13 protein-coding genes are annotated in these 17,227 nt (G+C 43.3%); 8 read left to right on the top strand and 5 right to left on the bottom strand.

What is annotated here, in order from left to right; genetic code table 11:
- Positions 1-41: 41 nt before the first annotated feature.
- The 6 genes from acnD to MTF70_RS20080 all read left to right on the top strand — a co-directional run bounded on the left by acnD (position 42) and on the right by MTF70_RS20080 (position 9,817).
- Positions 42-2,633: a Fe/S-dependent 2-methylisocitrate dehydratase AcnD gene (acnD, locus tag MTF70_RS20055; protein WP_033906151.1), complete on the top strand. Its 2,592-nt coding sequence runs from the start codon at positions 42-44 to the stop codon at positions 2,631-2,633.
- 9 nt (positions 2,634-2,642) lie between these two features.
- The gene (prpF, locus tag MTF70_RS20060) at positions 2,643-3,839 is read left to right on the top strand and encodes a 2-methylaconitate cis-trans isomerase PrpF (RefSeq protein ID WP_005377286.1); all 1,197 of its coding nucleotides are present in this window, start codon (positions 2,643-2,645) and stop codon (positions 3,837-3,839) included.
- A gap of 77 nt (positions 3,840-3,916) precedes the next feature.
- Entirely contained in the window at positions 3,917-5,794 is a 1,878-nt protein-coding gene (locus MTF70_RS20065) for a propionyl-CoA synthetase (RefSeq protein WP_170893401.1), read from the top strand.
- Between the two features lie 189 nt (positions 5,795-5,983).
- A complete protein-coding gene (locus tag MTF70_RS20070; RefSeq protein ID WP_005377290.1) occupies positions 5,984-6,463 on the top strand; it encodes a GNAT family N-acetyltransferase in 480 nt (159 codons plus the stop codon).
- A gap of 191 nt (positions 6,464-6,654) precedes the next feature.
- The gene (locus MTF70_RS20075) at positions 6,655-7,986 is read left to right on the top strand and encodes a trypsin-like serine protease (RefSeq protein ID WP_248394224.1); all 1,332 of its coding nucleotides are present in this window, start codon (positions 6,655-6,657) and stop codon (positions 7,984-7,986) included.
- A 385-nt stretch (positions 7,987-8,371) separates the two neighbouring features.
- Positions 8,372-9,817, top strand: coding sequence for a bifunctional NUDIX hydrolase/phosphatase PAP2 family protein (locus tag MTF70_RS20080; protein WP_205461547.1), 1,446 nt, complete (start codon positions 8,372-8,374; stop codon positions 9,815-9,817).
- A 160-nt stretch (positions 9,818-9,977) separates the two neighbouring features.
- Here MTF70_RS20080 and MTF70_RS20085 read toward each other — a convergent pair whose 3' ends face one another.
- The gene (locus tag MTF70_RS20085) at positions 9,978-10,787 is read right to left on the bottom strand and encodes a Cof-type HAD-IIB family hydrolase (RefSeq protein WP_017821691.1); all 810 of its coding nucleotides are present in this window, start codon (positions 10,785-10,787) and stop codon (positions 9,978-9,980) included.
- A gap of 216 nt (positions 10,788-11,003) precedes the next feature.
- Here MTF70_RS20085 and queE point away from each other — a divergent pair, with 216 nt between their 5' ends.
- Positions 11,004-11,654: a 7-carboxy-7-deazaguanine synthase QueE gene (gene queE, locus MTF70_RS20090; RefSeq protein WP_205461549.1), complete on the top strand. Its 651-nt coding sequence runs from the start codon at positions 11,004-11,006 to the stop codon at positions 11,652-11,654.
- 312 nt (positions 11,655-11,966) lie between these two features.
- Here queE and queC read toward each other — a convergent pair whose 3' ends face one another.
- The 3 genes from queC to eamB all read right to left on the bottom strand — a co-directional run bounded on the left by queC (position 11,967) and on the right by eamB (position 13,922).
- On the bottom strand, positions 11,967-12,623 hold the full coding sequence (gene queC, locus MTF70_RS20095) for a 7-cyano-7-deazaguanine synthase QueC (RefSeq protein ID WP_005377298.1): 657 nt from the start codon (positions 12,621-12,623) through the stop codon (positions 11,967-11,969).
- Positions 12,624-12,690: 67 nt separating this feature from the next.
- The gene (locus MTF70_RS20100; protein WP_005388200.1) at positions 12,691-13,029 is read right to left on the bottom strand and encodes a helix-turn-helix transcriptional regulator; all 339 of its coding nucleotides are present in this window, start codon (positions 13,027-13,029) and stop codon (positions 12,691-12,693) included.
- Positions 13,030-13,337: 308 nt separating this feature from the next.
- The gene (gene eamB, locus MTF70_RS20105; protein WP_005388201.1) at positions 13,338-13,922 is read right to left on the bottom strand and encodes a cysteine/O-acetylserine transporter; all 585 of its coding nucleotides are present in this window, start codon (positions 13,920-13,922) and stop codon (positions 13,338-13,340) included.
- A 112-nt stretch (positions 13,923-14,034) separates the two neighbouring features.
- Here eamB and MTF70_RS20110 point away from each other — a divergent pair, with 112 nt between their 5' ends.
- Positions 14,035-14,934 carry a LysR family transcriptional regulator gene (locus tag MTF70_RS20110; protein ID WP_033906147.1) on the top strand — a complete coding sequence of 300 codons (900 nt, stop codon included), beginning with the start codon at positions 14,035-14,037 and terminating at the stop codon, positions 14,932-14,934.
- A gap of 1,235 nt (positions 14,935-16,169) precedes the next feature.
- Here the strand turns inward: MTF70_RS20110 and MTF70_RS20115 are convergent.
- Positions 16,170-17,099 (bottom strand): LysR family transcriptional regulator, encoded by a 930-nt coding sequence (locus MTF70_RS20115; protein ID WP_205461551.1) that lies wholly within the window; start codon positions 17,097-17,099, stop codon positions 16,170-16,172.
- Positions 17,100-17,227: the final 128 nt, after the last annotated feature.

Here is a 17,227-nt window from a genome sequence, read left to right on the forward strand (position 1 = left end):
CTTGATGAAGGCAAGATGTAAAGACTGAATGGAAGCAAACCATGAACACAAATATTAATACTCAATATCGTAAGCCGCTTCCGGGAACTCAACTGGATTATTTTGATGCACGCGAAGCCGTCAATGCCATTTCTCCTGGAGCCTATGAAACACTCCCTTATACCTCTCGCGTGCTAGCTGAGCAACTGGTCCGCCGCTGTGACCCGAACACATTGACAGATAGCCTGAAACAGTTAATTGAACGCAAACGCGATCTTGATTTTCCTTGGTATCCAGCACGCGTTGTTTGTCATGACATTCTTGGTCAGACCGCTCTAGTCGATTTAGCGGGTCTGCGCGATGCCATTTCAGATCAGGGCGGCGATCCTGCAAAAGTGAACCCAGTGGTTGAGACACAATTGATCGTTGACCACTCTTTAGCGGTTGAACATGCGGGCTTTGATCCTGATGCCTTCGACAAAAACCGCGCGATTGAAGAGCGCCGTAATGAAGACCGATTCCACTTTATCGAGTGGTGTAAAACAGCGTTTGAAAACGTCAGCGTGATTCCAGCTGGGAATGGCATCATGCACCAAATCAACTTGGAAAAAATGTCTCCTGTGGTACAAGCAAAGCAGGGCATTGCCTACCCAGACACCTGTGTGGGTACGGACAGTCACACGCCTCACGTAGACGCTCTTGGTGTTATTGCGATAGGTGTCGGTGGTCTGGAAGCAGAAACCGTCATGCTTGGCCGACCATCAATGATGCGTCTACCAGATATTGTCGGTGTCAAACTGACGGGTAAACGTCAACCGGGCATTACCGCAACGGATATTGTCCTCGCGATTACTGAGTTTCTGCGTAATGAGCGTGTGGTATCTTCATATCTTGAATTCTTCGGAGAAGGCGCACGTGATCTAACGATCGGAGACCGCGCAACGATTTCAAACATGACACCAGAATACGGCGCAACAGCTGGCATGTTTTATATTGATGAGCAGACCATCAATTACTTGAAACTAACTGGTCGAGATGAAGAACAAGTTGCTTTAGTAGAAAATTACGCAAAACAAACCGGTCTTTGGGCAGACGATCTTGATAGCGCAGTTTACGAGCGCGTACTTGAGTTCGATTTATCATCAGTTAGCCGTAACTTGGCTGGTCCGTCAAACCCTCATCGTCGTTTACCAACTTCTGAGTTGGCACAGCGCGGCATTTCTGGAGCGTGGGAAGAGAAAGAAGGCGAGTTGCCAGATGGTGCAGTGATCATCGCTGCTATTACCTCATGTACGAATACCAGTAACCCAAGAAACGTGGTTGCTGCTGGCCTTGTGGCGAAGAAAGCCAACGAACTTGGTCTTGTACGTAAACCGTGGGTGAAATCGTCTTTTGCTCCGGGTTCTAAAGTTGCACGCTTGTATCTGGAAGAAGCGGGCTTATTACCAGAGCTAGAGAAGCTTGGCTTTGGCATTGTTGGTTACGCATGTACAACTTGTAACGGTATGAGTGGTGCGCTGGATCCAAAAATCCAACAAGAGATCATCGACCGTGATTTATATGCAACAGCGGTGCTTTCTGGTAACCGTAACTTTGATGGTCGAATCCATCCGTACGCCAAACAAGCTTTCTTGGCTTCACCACCATTGGTTGTCGCTTATGCACTAGCCGGTACAATTCGTTTTGATATCGAGCGCGATGCGCTTGGCACGGACCAAAACGGCAAACCAATTTATCTCAATGATTTGTGGCCAAGCGATGAAGAGATCGATGCAGTTGTCGGTACTCATGTTAAACCTGAGCAGTTTAAGCAAGTTTACATTCAGATGTTTAAGCTGAATGATCAAGAGCAAAATCCCAACCCGCTGTACGACTGGCGTCCGATGAGTACCTACATCCGCCGACCACCGTACTGGGAAGGTGCGCTAGCGGGAGAAAGAACATTGTCTGGTATGCGTCCATTGGCGATTCTGGGCGACAACATCACCACTGATCACTTATCACCATCCAACGCGATTCTCGCAAGCAGCGCAGCAGGTGAATACTTAGCGAAAATGGGTGTGCCAGAAGAAGATTTCAACTCTTACGCGACTCACCGTGGTGACCACTTAACGGCGCAACGCGCGACCTTCGCTAACCCAAAGTTGTTCAATGAAATGGTGAAGGAAAACGGCGAAGTCGTGCAGGGATCTCTGGCGCGTGTAGAGCCAGAAGGACAGGTGGTTCGTATGTGGGAAGCGATTGAAACCTACATGAATCGTAAACAACCATTGATCGTGGTGGCTGGCGCGGATTACGGTCAGGGGTCATCCCGTGACTGGGCAGCAAAAGGCGTTCGACTGGCGGGCGTAGAAGCCATTGTTGCTGAAGGCTTTGAGCGTATTCACCGTACTAACTTGGTTGGCATGGGCGTACTACCACTGCAATTTAAGTCGGGCGTTAACCGCAATACGCTAGAGCTGGATGGTACGGAACTTTACGACGTGGTTGGAGAAATCAAGCCGGGCGCTGATTTAGCGCTGGTTATCACACGCACCAACGGCGATAAAGTCGATGTTCCGGTTACTTGTCGCTTAGATACCGCTGACGAAGTTCACGTGTACAACGCAGGCGGTGTTCTGCAGCGTTTCGCGCAAGATTTCTTGGCACAATAAGGAGTGCGTATGTCAAATAATACTCCGAATCAAACAAGCCAAATAAAAGTGCCCGCGACGTACATGCGTGGCGGCACGAGTAAAGGTGTCTTTTTCAACCTAGAGGATTTACCTCAAGAAGCGCAAGTGGCTGGAGCCGCACGTGACAAACTGTTGCTACGCGTTATTGGCAGCCCTGATCCTTACGCGAAGCAAATTGATGGCATGGGGGGCGCGACGTCAAGCACCAGTAAAACAGTGATTGTTTCGCGCAGCAGCAGAGCCGATCACGATGTTGACTACTTATTTGGCCAAGTGTCGATCGACAAACCATTCGTCGATTGGAGCGGTAACTGCGGCAACTTGTCTGCCGCTGTCGGTCCTTTCGCCATTCATGCTGGTCTGATCCCACAAGATCGCATTCCAGAAAATGGCATTGTGACGGTGCGTGTTTGGCAGGTGAACATCAGCAAAACCATCTTGATTCACGTGCCAATCGTCAATGGTTTTGTCCAGGAAACTGGAGAGTTTGAACTCGATGGTGTCACGTTTCCAGCTGCAGAGATTCAAGTGGATTTTGTTGACCCTTCCGATGGCGAAGGAAGTATGTTCCCAACGGGTAACTTAGTTGATGATTTGGTGGTGCCGGATGTGGGTACGTTCAACGCGACCTTTATTAACGCGGGCATACCAACCATTTTTATTGATGCTGAATCGATAGGATATCAGGGCACCGAGCTGCAAGACGATATCAACAACGATGACACAGCATTAGCGATGTTCGAATCCATCCGTGCATATGGCGCGTTAAAAATGGGCCTGATTTCTGATTTAGAAGAAGCTCAAACACGCCAACATACGCCGAAAATAGCGTTTGTTTCTAAACCGAAAAGTTACCTGTCTTCAAGTGGTAAAGCCGTTAATGAGTCGGATATTGATGTGCTCGTTCGCGCGCTGTCGATGGGCAAGCTACATCATGCAATGATGGGAACAGCAGCCGTTGCTATTGCTTCTGCTGCGTGTGTGCCCGGAACGTTAGTGAATTTAGCCGCTGGTGGCGGTGAAAAAGAGTCCGTGACTTTTGGTCACCCGTCAGGAACGTTAAAAGTTGGGGCACAAGCGAAGCAAACTGAGCAGGGCTGGGTGGTGCAAAAAGCCATTATGAGCCGAAGTGCGAGAATACTGATGGAGGGATTTGTGCGTGTACCCTTCTATGTCTTCGATTAAAAGAGACGATCTTTGGATTAAAAGAGCGATCTTTGAGTAGAACGAGAGCAATGTCAGGACATACTGGAGGAAGCAATATGTCTTCATACGAAAAAGAATACTTATGGGCGAAGAATGAACCGGAGAGTTTTTGGCGCGCTCAAGCGGAGAATCTCGATTGGTTTGAATCTCCTAAAACTATCTTGAAATCTGATGAAAACGGCATAGAACGTTGGTTTCCAGATGGTGTAATGAATACGTGCTGGTTAGCATTAGATTACCATTGCGAGCAAGGACGCGGTGATAATACTGCACTCATTTATGACTCGCCAGTGACAGGTCGTAAAGCCACGTACACCTATAGCGATCTACGTGACCAAGTAGCAAAAATTGCTGGCATGCTGTCTGCTCAAGGTGTTGAAAAAGGCGACCGAGTCGTTATTTATATGCCGATGATCCCAGAAGCCGCAATGGCGATGCTTGCCTGCGCGCGTTTGGGGGCGATTCATTCCGTAGTATTCGGTGGTTTTGCACCTAATGAGCTTGCTGTACGAATTGAAGATGCAGAGCCGAAAGTGATCATGACGGCGTCGTGCGGGATTGAGATCAACAAAGTCATTCCATACAAACCAATGGTAGACAAAGCCATCATGGACAGCCGTTGGAAGCCTGAGAAAGTGTTTGTTTTCCAACGTCCAGAGTGCGACGCTGAGCTAAACCAAGAAAGAGACTTAGATTGGCAGCGAGAGTACAACCAAGCGCTGCCACATGGTTGTGTTCCGGTGTTAGCAACCGAGCCGCTCTACATACTTTATACATCGGGTACGACAGGTAAGCCGAAAGGCGTTGTGCGTGATAACGGTGGTCATGCTGTCGCGATGAAGTACTCCATGAGCGCAATCTATAACATTCCTCAAGATGGCGTCTTTTGGGCGGCATCTGATGTGGGCTGGGTAGTAGGGCACTCTTACATTGTTTACGCTCCACTGATTCACGGTTGCACTACTATCCTATTCGAAGGCAAGCCTGTTCGAACACCGGATCCTGGCGCATTTTGGCGAGTGTGTGATGAATATAAAGTAGATGCGTTGTTCTCTGCACCAACGGCGTTTCGTGCGATTAAGAAAGAGGACCCGGAAGGTGAGCACTTAAAACAGTACGACTTGTCGAATCTGAAAACCATCTTTATGGCGGGAGAACGCCTCGACCCTCCGACACTGGAGTGGGTTCAGAGCAAAGCGGACAAGCCCGTTATTGACCACTGGTGGCAAACCGAGACGGGCTGGGCCATCGCGGGCAACCCGACAGGTGTCGAAATGATGCCAGTTAAAGCTGGTTCTTCGACGAAGCCCATTCCGGGTTATCAGGTCGAGATTCTGAATGAACTTGGAGAGGCTGTCGGGCCTAACCAACAAGGCTTTGTCGCATTAAAACGTCCGCTACCACCAAGTTGTCTGCCAACGGTTTGGCGTAATCATGACCGTTTTGAAACTGGTTATCTTAGCCAATTCCCAGGCTACTACGTGTCAGGTGATGGTGGCTATCTGGATGAAGACGGTTACCTGTTTATTATGGGACGTATTGATGACGTGATTAATGTCGCGGGACACCGATTGTCGACAGGTGAAATGGAAGAAATAGTAGGAGGCCACCCAGCGATTGCAGAATGTGCGGTGGTCGGTATCCACGATGATCTAAAAGGTCAGCTTCCACTTGGTTTTGTTGTACTGAAAGACGGCGTCAAAGTGGATGAGCTAGACCTTGAAGGTGAGCTTGTTGGCAAAGTGCGTAGTGAGATAGGTGCAGTTGCTTGCTTCAAGCATGCGTTGGTTGTAGACCGTTTACCGAAAACACGTTCAGGTAAAATTTTGCGTCGAACTATACGTCAAATAGCTGATGGTGAAAAATACACCGTTCCGTCAACGATTGATGACCCAAGTAGCTTGAACGAAATTGAGCGAGTGCTACGACGCTGATAAAAACTCAATTCTAACTAACCCCTGATCCTCGAACTCTGTAGGTTGGTTCTGCCTCTGTACGTTTATTAAGTACAGGGGCCTTTTTGTTGTTCAAACAGTACAAACGTATCGTGAAAGCATTTGTGACTTGCCAATACGACGTTTTCCTCACAAACTACAGCCATTCCATTTTTAGTGACCCTTTGTATGACCACGTTTGCGATTAAACCTGCGTGTTTTAGCGACCTAGAGTTGCTCAACGATCTTATGTTCGAGCTTCATGATGAGCATCATCTTCAATCTCCTGAGCTTTTCAAAACGGCAGAGGAGATAGAACAAGAAAAAAGCATTGCTCGATATATTGACGACCCTGAGTGCCTTGTTTACGTAGCAAAACAAGGAGATGAAATTATTGGCTTTATCTCTGGTCACTTCTGTGAACTTATTTCTACCGTCAGCCAGCCAGTTATGATGGGAAGTGTGGATGAGCTCTATGTGCTGCCTGAATATCGAAAACAAGGTACGGCGCAGGCATTGATTAATAAAATTGAGTCAACGTTCTCTGATTACGGTGCAAAACAGATGTTTGTTGAAGTATGGCATTTTAACCAGGGCGCAATATCTTTGTATGAAAAACAAGGATTTGCACATCATATCCACTATTTAAGAAAACCGCTGAACGAATAATTGTATTTAACTTTAATATTGTGATTTAGGTTCTATCGAATTGAAATCATTCAGTTCGTCAATAGACTTTTCTCTATAAGTTGCTCGCAATGTTAACAAATTGATATGCACCCATATTGGTATCGGCGTTTTTGTCTGCTTGTTTATTAGTAGCACGAGGATCGTGCTTACAAAAACAAGAGGACAATATTTTGAAACTAACAAAATCGTTACTTGCTTTAGCCGTTTTGCCAATGTTCGCAAGTGCTGATGATTTGTCACAGACGCAAAATCATACTATCCAACCCCAGATCGTAGGCGGAGTAACTGCCGACCCACGTGACTGGAAATTCTACACCCAAATTGTTAGTCGTTATGGTAACCGATCGTATTGTGGGGCCAGTTATATCGGGAATGGTTACGTCCTGACTGCTGCGCATTGTGTTGAGGGTGATTCTCCGAATCAGATAGCGGTTAAAATCGGTGGCGTTGTTTATAACGGTAGTGATGGTGTTCGTGCAAACGTCAGTGAGATCCACATGCACCCGGCATATCGCCGCGCGACGCTTTCTCATGACCTCGCGGTATTGAAGCTCGACTCTGTGCCTCAAGGTGTTTCTTCAGTTGAGATTGCGAATGGTAGTCTAACGCAATACGCGAGCATCGGAGATTGGCTTAGTGTTGCTGGCTTAGGGCGAACTTCTGAAGGAGGAAGCTCTCCGTCTCGATTGCAAGAGGTTGACGTCCCACTTGCGTCGGATATGACTTGCCGTCAAGCCGGTGGCAACTACACAACGGTTGGAGAAGTGTCATTCTGTGCGGGTATTCCTCAAGGTGGGATAGATTCTTGTCAGGGAGATAGTGGTGGTCCAATCGTTATTAATCGCAGTGGTGTAATTATTCAACTTGGTGTGGTCAGTTGGGGAATAGGTTGTGCTCGTCCTGGTATGTATGGGGTTTATAGCGATATCGCTGCTATGCGCAATTTTGTCGATGGTGTTATCGGAACAGCAACACCACCAAAAGAGAATGTTTCTGTTGGATACACCACCGAACAGACACTGGCATCATTTAATGTTGGGGAGTTACAGCAACATAGCTTTGTTATCCAGAATTCAGGGAACACCACGTTCACTGTGGAAAATGTTCGCGCGTTTGCTTCGGGTGTTACTGATGCAGCTGTTATTGCCAATGATCAGTGCTCTCAGGCGACGTTAGCAATGAATGCAAGTTGTCGTGTTGATGTTGAATTTGGTGCTACTCAGAGCGGAGAAGCAAGAGTGGCTTTGAACTTCAACGTTGATAAGACCAGCACACAATACCAAGCGTTAGTATCCGCTCAAGCGAAAACGGTGACAACGCCTCCCACAGATAGCTGTACAACTGTATGGCAAGCCAGCTTAGTGTATCTCAAAGGAGATACGGTTACTTGGAATGGTAAAGTTTGGCAAGCGCAGTGGTGGACTCAAGGTGATAATCCAGCAGACTCAGGGCCTTGGGATGTTTGGCAAAAAGTAGGCGATGCGAATTGCAAGTCTAACTAACTATCGGGCCAGTGAATTTGATTCGTTGACCATGAGATAAGATTCATTCTTGGTTTCAACGATCAGTACATAGTTATTATAACTGGGGTTTATTGTTTGCGAATAATAAGCCCTTTTTTATTGTGTCAACTATGAGAACCCACAAAATGTGTATGACTTTGTCCTGACGTTATCTTTATATAACTGGCAGAATTGCGATCAACATTTTATGTTTTGTCTGATCTTTGTCAGGTTTGCATTAAATTATTCTCCAGTGAGCGTTGAGATCGTGTTTTACGCGATCAACTCAGTTTGGCATAACTCGTTACTTAATTTTTGTCGAAAAAGATAAGATTAACTGCCATGATTCATTGGTTATCATTATGTTTATTTAAGGTCATATTTTGTGTTGAGACAGCTGTTATTACTCATCCTTTGTTTTATTTTGTTACCTGTTTCACCGATCTCTACGGCTAAAGCCACTGCGAGCGAAGTTAAAGGAGCGCTCTGTATTGTTCGCGCTGATGACAAGTTAGTGCTAGTTCATGAAGTATTAACGGATAAGATTTCTCTACCTGGCGGAACCATCATTGATGGTGAGTCTCCACAAGTTGCTGCTCAACGAGAAACGTGGGAAGAAACCGGTATAGTGGTTACGGTTGGAGAGGAGCTTGGCAGAACGGACACTGCAGTTTTTTACGACTGTATATCAGACTCTGACATTATCGCTTTTTCTATGAATAATTCTTTAGGTGGAAATGAACTGCCTATTTGGTTTGCCCCTCATTATGGAGTAGAAGTTGCGTCAGCGATGTTGCTTAGCCCATCTGAATTATCATCATCTTTATATCGTTATCCTGAGCAATGGCCACAAGCCACTCAGTTTTTTGATCAAGCTACAAAGCAATCTGTATCTTATGTGACTCAGTTGATCGAATCCGCGCCTTCATTTCGTCAGGTTGAATTGGCGTGGCTGATAGATTTACAGAGTTGGGTAGGGGCGTTGTCAGAAACGAGTTACGAGGTAGCTAGTCAGATCTCGAAACTGGTTATAGACCTGACAGAACCGACGGTACTACTCTTTCTATTTCCTTTTGCCATGATGCGCTTTGGTAGCCGGTTTGTGTACCGACTCTTTTTTGCAATTAGTGCAACGTCGCTTATGGTGCTTGTCGCTCAACAAGGCTTTTCGTTACCGCGCCCACATGTCTATATACCAATGATGGAGTTAACGCACAGCTTTGGCTTTAGTTTTCCTAGCTTGCCTATCGCTGTGTGGTTTTGTGTTCTGACGTTCTTGTTTCATAGAACCCAGTATTTCGGTTTGAATGGAACAACGGCAGTCTTCGTGTTCATCACTCTTACAGTGGTGCTAGGTAAGTTTTTCCTCGGCAGTGCCTTTATTTTAGATATGTTATTTGGCGCGCTGTTAGGCAGCTTGGTGGCTTGGCATGTTCTTCGATTGGAAACAAATCAAGATGTGAACGTTGATCAAGTTCTAAGCTCAAAAGGCGTCTGGTTCATTATGACTGCGGCAACAGCGGTCATCTCCGTCATCTGGCCATTACCTGTGTTTGGTCGCTGGCTAGCAATTTTAATCACTGCATCAGCGTTGGTCATGACATTTAAAGAGTCGAAAGCACATTTAGATACTCGGCAGATGATCTTTGTGACGCTGGCATTGTTGCTTGTTGATCAACTCTATTTGTACTCGGCTAATATCGTATCGTTTAGCGGTTTGTGGTCATTAGTCTTGTCGACGTTACATTATCCATTATTAATGTTGTTATTTATGCTGCTTGCAAGGAAGCTGACTTGTGAAAACCAACCGAGCAAAACGTTGCTAGATTGATGGCTGTATTTGTTATCTATTAGTATTTAAGTAAAAACAAAGCCTTGCATTACAGCAAGGCTTTTACACGTTTAGTCCACGAACAACGCCGCTTGCCTATCTTGGACGGCTAGGGATGTTAAACGTAAGAAGCTTAACGCAACAGACATGGCGGAAAGGGCTATGCATTGAGCACGAACTTTTCTATAGCTTTAGCGACACCGTGCTCATCATTACTTGCCGTAATGTAGTCAGCGATTTGCTTGGTTTCTTCCATTGCATTTGCCATCGCGATACCAAGGCCAGCGTATTTCAGCATGTGGTGGTCATTTTCTGCGTCACCCATACAGATAACTTCTTCCGGTTTAATTCCCAGATACTCGGCAATTGCGGCAACACCAATACCTTTGTTGCTCGCAGGGTTAAGAAACTCAAGGAAAAACGGAGCGCTTTGAACAACCGTAAACGCTTCGCGCATTTCAGCTGGCAGTGCTGCTATAACTTCTGTTAGTTTGCTTGGCTCTGCAACCATCATAGCTTTGATGATTGGATGATCGTCTTCTAGTGATTCGAAGTTCATCTCGGTGACATTTAAGCCATTTATCTTTGCTTCAATATCGGTGTAAGGGTTGTGTTCGTTGGTGATTAAACCATGAACTTGACTAAAAGCATGGACGTACGCACCTAGCTCTTCGGCTTTTCGCGCCACCAATTTTGCAGCTTTACCATCTATGATTTGCTGGTGGATGATGTCGTTTGTGCCTACGTTCTTGACCATCGAACCGTTGTAGTAAAGAACAAAATCTCGATCGGAATGGATATTCAGTTCGTCGAGCTTGTCTTGCATTCCTTCTAATGGGCGACCAGAAGCGAGAACGACAGTAACGCCTGCTTCTCGAGCTTTTGCGATCGCTTGTTTGTTTTCTTCAGAAATGGCTTTATCACTATTGAGTAGCGTGCCATCCATATCTAGTGCGATCAGTTTATACATCATTTCTTACCTTAAAGTTTTTTGGGAGCTGTCAGTGAATAAGGCTTGGTTTAACGTTAACCAGAAACCTATATTCATTACGCTATGAAACTACAAAATGGTCTATTTTAACAATTAATTTTTGGTTTAAATTGACCTAGACACGCGTGTCCATTATGGTCTTCGCCTCGAAATGTTATGAGTTGAGTGAGTTCTGCGTTGTATAAGCTAAATGAGATGTTTGAAACCATCCAAGGGGAAGGGGTTTTTACTGGAGTCCCTGCTGTTTTTGTTCGGCTTCAAGAGTGTCCGGTTGGTTGCTCATGGTGCGATACCAAACAAACGTGGTATGCAGATGAGAATGATCAACGTCAAATAGGCGATATTCTGGTGAAAACGGAAGACTCTCCGACGTGGTGTGTTGCATCTGCCGAGAACATCGTAGAGCAATACCAACAGCAAGGCTTTAATGCTAAGCATATCGTGATTACTGGTGGAGAGCCTTGTATTTATGATCTGCGCCCTTTAACAAAGGCGTTTGAAGATATGGGGTGCCAATGCCAAATTGAAACCAGTGGCACATCAGAAGTGATTACTTCAGGAAACACGTGGGTGACAGTGTCACCAAAAGTGGCAATGAAAGGTAAATTGCCGGTGCTTAATAGCGCGTTAGAGCGAGCAAATGAGATTAAGCATCCAGTCGGCACCCAGAAAGACATCGACCACCTTGATGACCTTTTAGCAAATGCGAACGTAGCGGCTGAGACTATCATTGCACTACAACCAATTAGCCAGAAGCCTCGTGCTACGCAATTGTGTATTGATACGTGCATTGCCCGCAATTGGCGTTTGTCTGTTCAAACTCATAAATATTTGAGTATTGCTTAGACGAGAGACTCGTCATCATTCGAGGTAGCTTTTCTATCTAATTCCGGTTTCGCGAGTAATGCCGTTAGTAGCTTTGCTATCGAAACATTGTCGATATATCTAAACAATTTATAGCGTTGTAAAAGCTAAGCAGTGTTGGCTGTTGTGGTGTGGTGCTATCTTTGGTTCGACAATCGTTTCGCATTTAATTGATGCCACCAATCTGGCGGCATCAAAATGAAGCTCTGTTGGCTGGAGTTTCACGCTGAGATAAAACGTTTAGAAGCGAACGCAAAAGGTTTTATCCACCGCTATTATTACCGCTAACAAAGACTATTTGCTCGCTAAGTATTCTTCTAAGCCGCTTTGTCGCAGTAGGCACGCTGGGCATTCACCACAGCCTTTACCAACGATTCCGTTGTAACATGTTAAAGTATTGTTTTGGACAAACTCCAACATATTGTGCTTATCAGCTAGAGCCCAGGTCTCTGCTTTAGTAAGCCACATTAAAGGAGTCTTAATATTGAAGGCTTTATCCATACCTAAATTGCAAGAGAGATTTAGAGAGCGAATAAAGTTGTCTCGGCAGTCAGGGTAACCACTAAAGTCTGTTTCGCAGACTCCCGTAATGATGTCTTGAATGCCAAGCTGGTAAGCATGGATACATGCGTAAGTAAGAAAGAGAATGTTTCTCCCTGGAACGAATGTATTGGGTACGTTAGCGTCGCTTAAGTCATTAGATACCGGAATGTTGTCTCTTGTCAGCGAGCTTATCGCTAACTCATTAATTGATTTTACATCCAGGACTTTGTGGCTTTTGATGTTAAGTTGCTTACCTAATTCGATAGCGATATCTATTTCATCTGAATGACGCTGGCCATAATCAAACGTTATAGCATGAACTTCATCATATGTATTTAATGCATCGATTAAGCAGGTCGTAGAGTCCTGCCCACCGGAAAAAACCACAAGTGCTTTTGTTGTAGCCATGTTGAACCCTTAGTTATGCTCTTTGATTCTTTGGTATTGATACGTATTCTTAGGCGTTTAATCCCAATTACGTACTCGACTTCGTGGCGATTGCGTCTGCAATCAGCTGGGCTGTGCTCTCAAGCACTCTTTGCTTGTCATCATTTGACAGCTTGTGGAGATTCACAGCAAGTTCAGCGGTGATTTCATCTTCACAAAAAAAATAGTTTAGAGGCACGTTTAGCTCATCTGCGATAAGTTTGAGCGTTTTTACGTCGGGAGTATGGCGCTCCCTTTCGTATTGATTCATCCTTGCACTTGCAGAACTATCATCCATGCCGATACGGATGCCCAGTGCTTTTTGGGACAGATTCGCTTGTTTACGCGCATGCTTAAGGCGGGCTGGGAGTGGGTTATTAAACAACACTTAAAGTTCACACTAAGGACTTGGATGACTAAGATTATCTTAGTTTTTCTGATTTGTGTATACTAAGTAATGCTTAGTTATTGCCGAGGTCGACAAGGCCGTGTCTGTATAACTAAAAAAGATTTCGTCTCTTTAGGTTGATTAAGTGACGTTGAATCTACTTCTTCAAAAACTGCCGTATGAAGGAGCGGGAGGAGCGAGTAAGGGCACGAGAAACCGCAGCGATTTGTAGAGCAGAATTTGCTCTTCACATAAACGTAGTCGTCTAAGTTGAAGAGCAATATTGTTCTTGATGATCAACTATATACTTAAGTAAATAACTGTGTCGCACAATAGATCAGAGCTGCTGCTAAGCTCATATTGATGACTTTGCCATATCTCTGGAATTGCGATTGAAGTAGCTTTCCTGCAACGGCCCAAACTACGTTGCTAAGGAGTGCGATCAAAGCAAGAATGAGGCTAGTCGCTAAGATCCAGTAGATATTCTGAGTGTGGGGCAGTACGAACGTAGAAATAGAGGTAATTCCATAAAGAATGATTTTCACATTAACGAACTGCAAACCGAAACCTGTTAAGAAACTGATACCTTTAGAATTATCCGATGAAGTTTTGATCTCACTCGTAGCAAGCCCCCAAGCCAACCAAACAATATAAGCTGCTCCAATCCATGTTAGCCAAGGTGTAATCACGGGCAAGAGGCTGATCATGTTATACGTGAAAGCGCCACAAAGTAGCATCAAAACAACATAGCCACAAAACATCCCCGAAATCACTTTTGTTGAGCGTTTTAGTCCATATTGCGTCGCGATGCTGAGCGATAAAATGTTGTTTGGCCCTGGTGTAATTGAAGTAATGATTACGTAAGTAAAAAATGCGGTGTAGATGGCTGTCATCTCTATCTCTCCTGTTTTTACTGCACTATACTTCGCTACAATTGATTAAAAAATTGAATAAATTAAAACTAAGACTTTTAATTTATTGAACTGTTGGTTGTGGAGTCTAGTCATGAATCTAAAACGCTTTCTTACTTTTAAAGCTATTGTTGAAGAAGGATCGTTTCTAAAAGCGTCACAGAAGCTTTATTGCACGCAATCAACCGTCACCTTTCAAATCAAGCAGTTGGAACAAGATCTGTCTCTGCAGCTGTTCGAAAAAATAGGGCGTAAGATGGTTTTGACTCAAGCAGGAGAAAAGATACTGCCTTACGTCTATGAACTGGCGCGAGTGATGGAAAATATTGAGGGAACAGCACAGCAAGAAAACTCGGAGCCGACCGGTGAATTGAAAGTGCTGGTTGCTGAGACTCAACTTGCTTATAAGATGGCTAATGTTTTAAAAGAGTTCAGGATCAGAGCGCCCAATGTCAGACTCTCTCTGCAATCACAAAATTGCTATCAGATTCGAGATGAGTTGATAGCGGATAAAGCTGATTTAGGTGTGTTTTATCGAGTAGGTAATGACGATACGCTCAAGGTCCACGAGTTTGAGCAGGAGCCACTGGTATTGGTTGCTTCACCGCTTTTAAAAGGGCTAGATTTAAAGAAGAGAGAGCAACATATTGATTTAGGGTTTATAAGCAATGGCCCTAAGTGCCTTTTTCGACAGATGTTTGAGAGCATTATTCAAGAGCGTGATATTAGCATCGACAACATGATCGAACTTAGCAGTATTAATACGATCAAAAATTGCGTTGAGAGTAATATTGGTATCTCTTACTTACCTCGTTTTACGGTTGAAAAAGAGTTGCAAGAGGGCAGTTTACAAGAGCTTGAGTTCACCGAATTTTCACAGATGATCAAGCCACTCTGCGCTTATCATGCTGGGAAGTGTGTGACGCCGGCGATGGAAGTCTTTATTGATTGTATGCGTAACGAGTATGAACGGCTTTCTACTCAGAGTCGGTGATCTTTAATATGTTCTATCTGATATAGTTTCGTTTTTACTCCTTTTTATTTTTTAAGTGGCTACTTCTAATTTATTGATTTTTATTGCTTTGTTTTGAATCCGACTGTTGTGGGATGATAAATGGGATCTGATGTGAAGAGCTATTTATTGACGGAAAGAGATAAGATATAAAAACGACGGCGTGTGATAACTAGATTAGATTACATAATTAACAGTGTAATAAATGCCATTCTTTATGGATTATTTTCAACGAGACTTAATTGTTACGGTTCGTTATTATTAACTCGTTAACGCATCCATTGCTAGGAAGTTAACTTACGCATATTGTTTTTTTCATCATTTGCAGCAAATATAATTTGCTGCTTTTTTTTAACCAAAAAAGTTCAAAGCTTGAACTACAAGCTATGAACTTTTATTTATACTTAGTGGTTTTCTACTTTAATAAGTAAAACACCGTTTAAAAGTATCGCGTAACCTAGTAACTCTAAGCTTTCTTCGACCAAGTTTTTCACGTCTCTATTGTATGAGTTCCCCATAAACTCGACCCAAAAATCACCATACCCTGCAAAGCGTGAGAATAAGAAAACAATGAAAAAGCCAATCGTTAATGTCGTGAAGCTAGAATGAGAAATGAAAAATTTGACCTCATTTTTTATGTTAACTATGTTATTAAAACAAAAATAACAGACCGAGACTATTATAATCCAAGCAGGGTACTTCCATGAACCGTGAGAGAAATACTGCTCTATGTGGTAGTCCATTTCTCTAACGAATATAACCATAAAAAATGAAGACATTATTACTAATATGTGTTTGAGTTCAAGATATTCCTTAGATTTATACAAACACATTAACGATGAAAAAAGCACAAATGCTATTTGAGTCATTTCTATAAGAGAGTTCTCCGATGTGCTTTTGTCCATTTGTACGCTAAAATAAATCGTTGCTAACGTATAAATAACCAAAAAAATAAGATAAGATATTTTATATACTAACAAACTAGTGACCGAGGTGTGTTTTTCTTTAATATACATCGTAACTTGTATAGGTGATGGATTTGTTAGTATTATAAACCAAGAATGTTTTATATTTAGTGAATTAAGCGCCATTTAGAATGGAACTTAATTCACCTAACATTAAACTTCGTTGAATCTTAAATTCTTTATGGTTTAATTTGTTGATTTTATTTTATTTTATTTGATTTTTTTCTGTTAATTTTGGTTAAATAGAATCACCTAGCTTTTATTGAAATGCTTTTCCCATATTGGTGGTATGCCAACTTCTTCTTGAACGATATCAATGAATGCCCTAACCAATGGTGATTGCTGACGGTGTGAGTACATGGCATAAATATCACCAAAATCTTGAGTTTCATATTCTGGTAAAAGTTGGACTAAATTAGAAGACTCTAGGTTTTTAGGAAGCATAAATTGACCTATAAGTGCTGCGCCCAGACCTGACTTTACGCTTTCAATTATTAGCTCAGCTTCATTGACCATGTATGACCCTGATATTGGGTATGTATCTAAACCATCTGATTTTGCTTTGTCGTAGAATTTAAGTTTATCGACAATAAAATTACCATTTGAATAAATAATAAAAGGTAGCTTAACTAACTCATCAGGCGTTTCTGGGTTACCATGTTTTTCAATTAAATTTCGAGAAGCAATGATTGCAGTCGTATTTTTTGCTAATTTTCTTGCTACCATTGATGAATCCCTCATAGGTCCGATTCGAAAAGCAATATCAAAATTACTTCTAATCACGTCTACATGAAGATCATCTAGCATTAGTTCAACACTTGCTTTTGGGTACTTATGTAAAAACTTCTCTATCGAAGGTTGTAGATAGAGTTTTCCAAATAATGTTGAGCTTGAAATTCGTACTTTCCCTGAAGGCTCAGTCTGAAAGTTCTCCGCTATTTGTTGAGTATCATCAAGGAGTTGAGATATTTGGTCTGCTTTTTCAACTATTTGCTTGCCGACTTGTGTTAATGAAAGAGAGCGAGTTGTTCTGTTTAATAGCCTAACGCCTAAGTGCTCTTCTAACTGCTTGATGTGTTTAGATAAAACAGAGCGGTCGATATTCATCCCATCTGCTGCTTTTGCAAAAGATCCAGCTTTAGAGACTTCTAAAAGCAGGTGTAGTTTATTTGCTAAATCCACAATGTTTATCCAGGTTAGATATTAGCGTATTAGTTTCATGTATAACTGCTGCTCTGTCTAGAAATTATTAATATACTTAATAACCAAAAGAAAAGGGAGCAATAGCTCCCTTTAGTATGAATATAAAT

Origin of the sequence: Vibrio sp. 2CM40D, assembly GCF_023161825.1 — a bacterium.
Taxonomy (GTDB): domain Bacteria; phylum Pseudomonadota; class Gammaproteobacteria; order Enterobacterales; family Vibrionaceae; genus Vibrio; species Vibrio alginolyticus.

Coding starts and splice junctions, on each gene's coding strand:
- acnD (WP_033906151.1), top strand. CDS start 42: ATGAACACAAATATTAATACTCAATATCGTAAGCCGCTTCCGGGAACT.
- prpF (WP_005377286.1), top strand. CDS start 2,643: ATGTCAAATAATACTCCGAATCAAACAAGCCAAATAAAAGTGCCCGCG.
- MTF70_RS20065 (WP_170893401.1), top strand. CDS start 3,917: ATGTCTTCATACGAAAAAGAATACTTATGGGCGAAGAATGAACCGGAG.
- MTF70_RS20070 (WP_005377290.1), top strand. CDS start 5,984: ATGACCACGTTTGCGATTAAACCTGCGTGTTTTAGCGACCTAGAGTTG.
- MTF70_RS20085 (WP_017821691.1), bottom strand. CDS start 10,787: ATGTATAAACTGATCGCACTAGATATGGATGGCACGCTACTCAATAGT.
- queE (WP_205461549.1), top strand. CDS start 11,004: ATGTTTGAAACCATCCAAGGGGAAGGGGTTTTTACTGGAGTCCCTGCT.
- queC (WP_005377298.1), bottom strand. CDS start 12,623: ATGGCTACAACAAAAGCACTTGTGGTTTTTTCCGGTGGGCAGGACTCT.
- eamB (WP_005388201.1), bottom strand. CDS start 13,922: ATGACAGCCATCTACACCGCATTTTTTACTTACGTAATCATTACTTCA.
- MTF70_RS20110 (WP_033906147.1), top strand. CDS start 14,035: ATGAATCTAAAACGCTTTCTTACTTTTAAAGCTATTGTTGAAGAAGGA.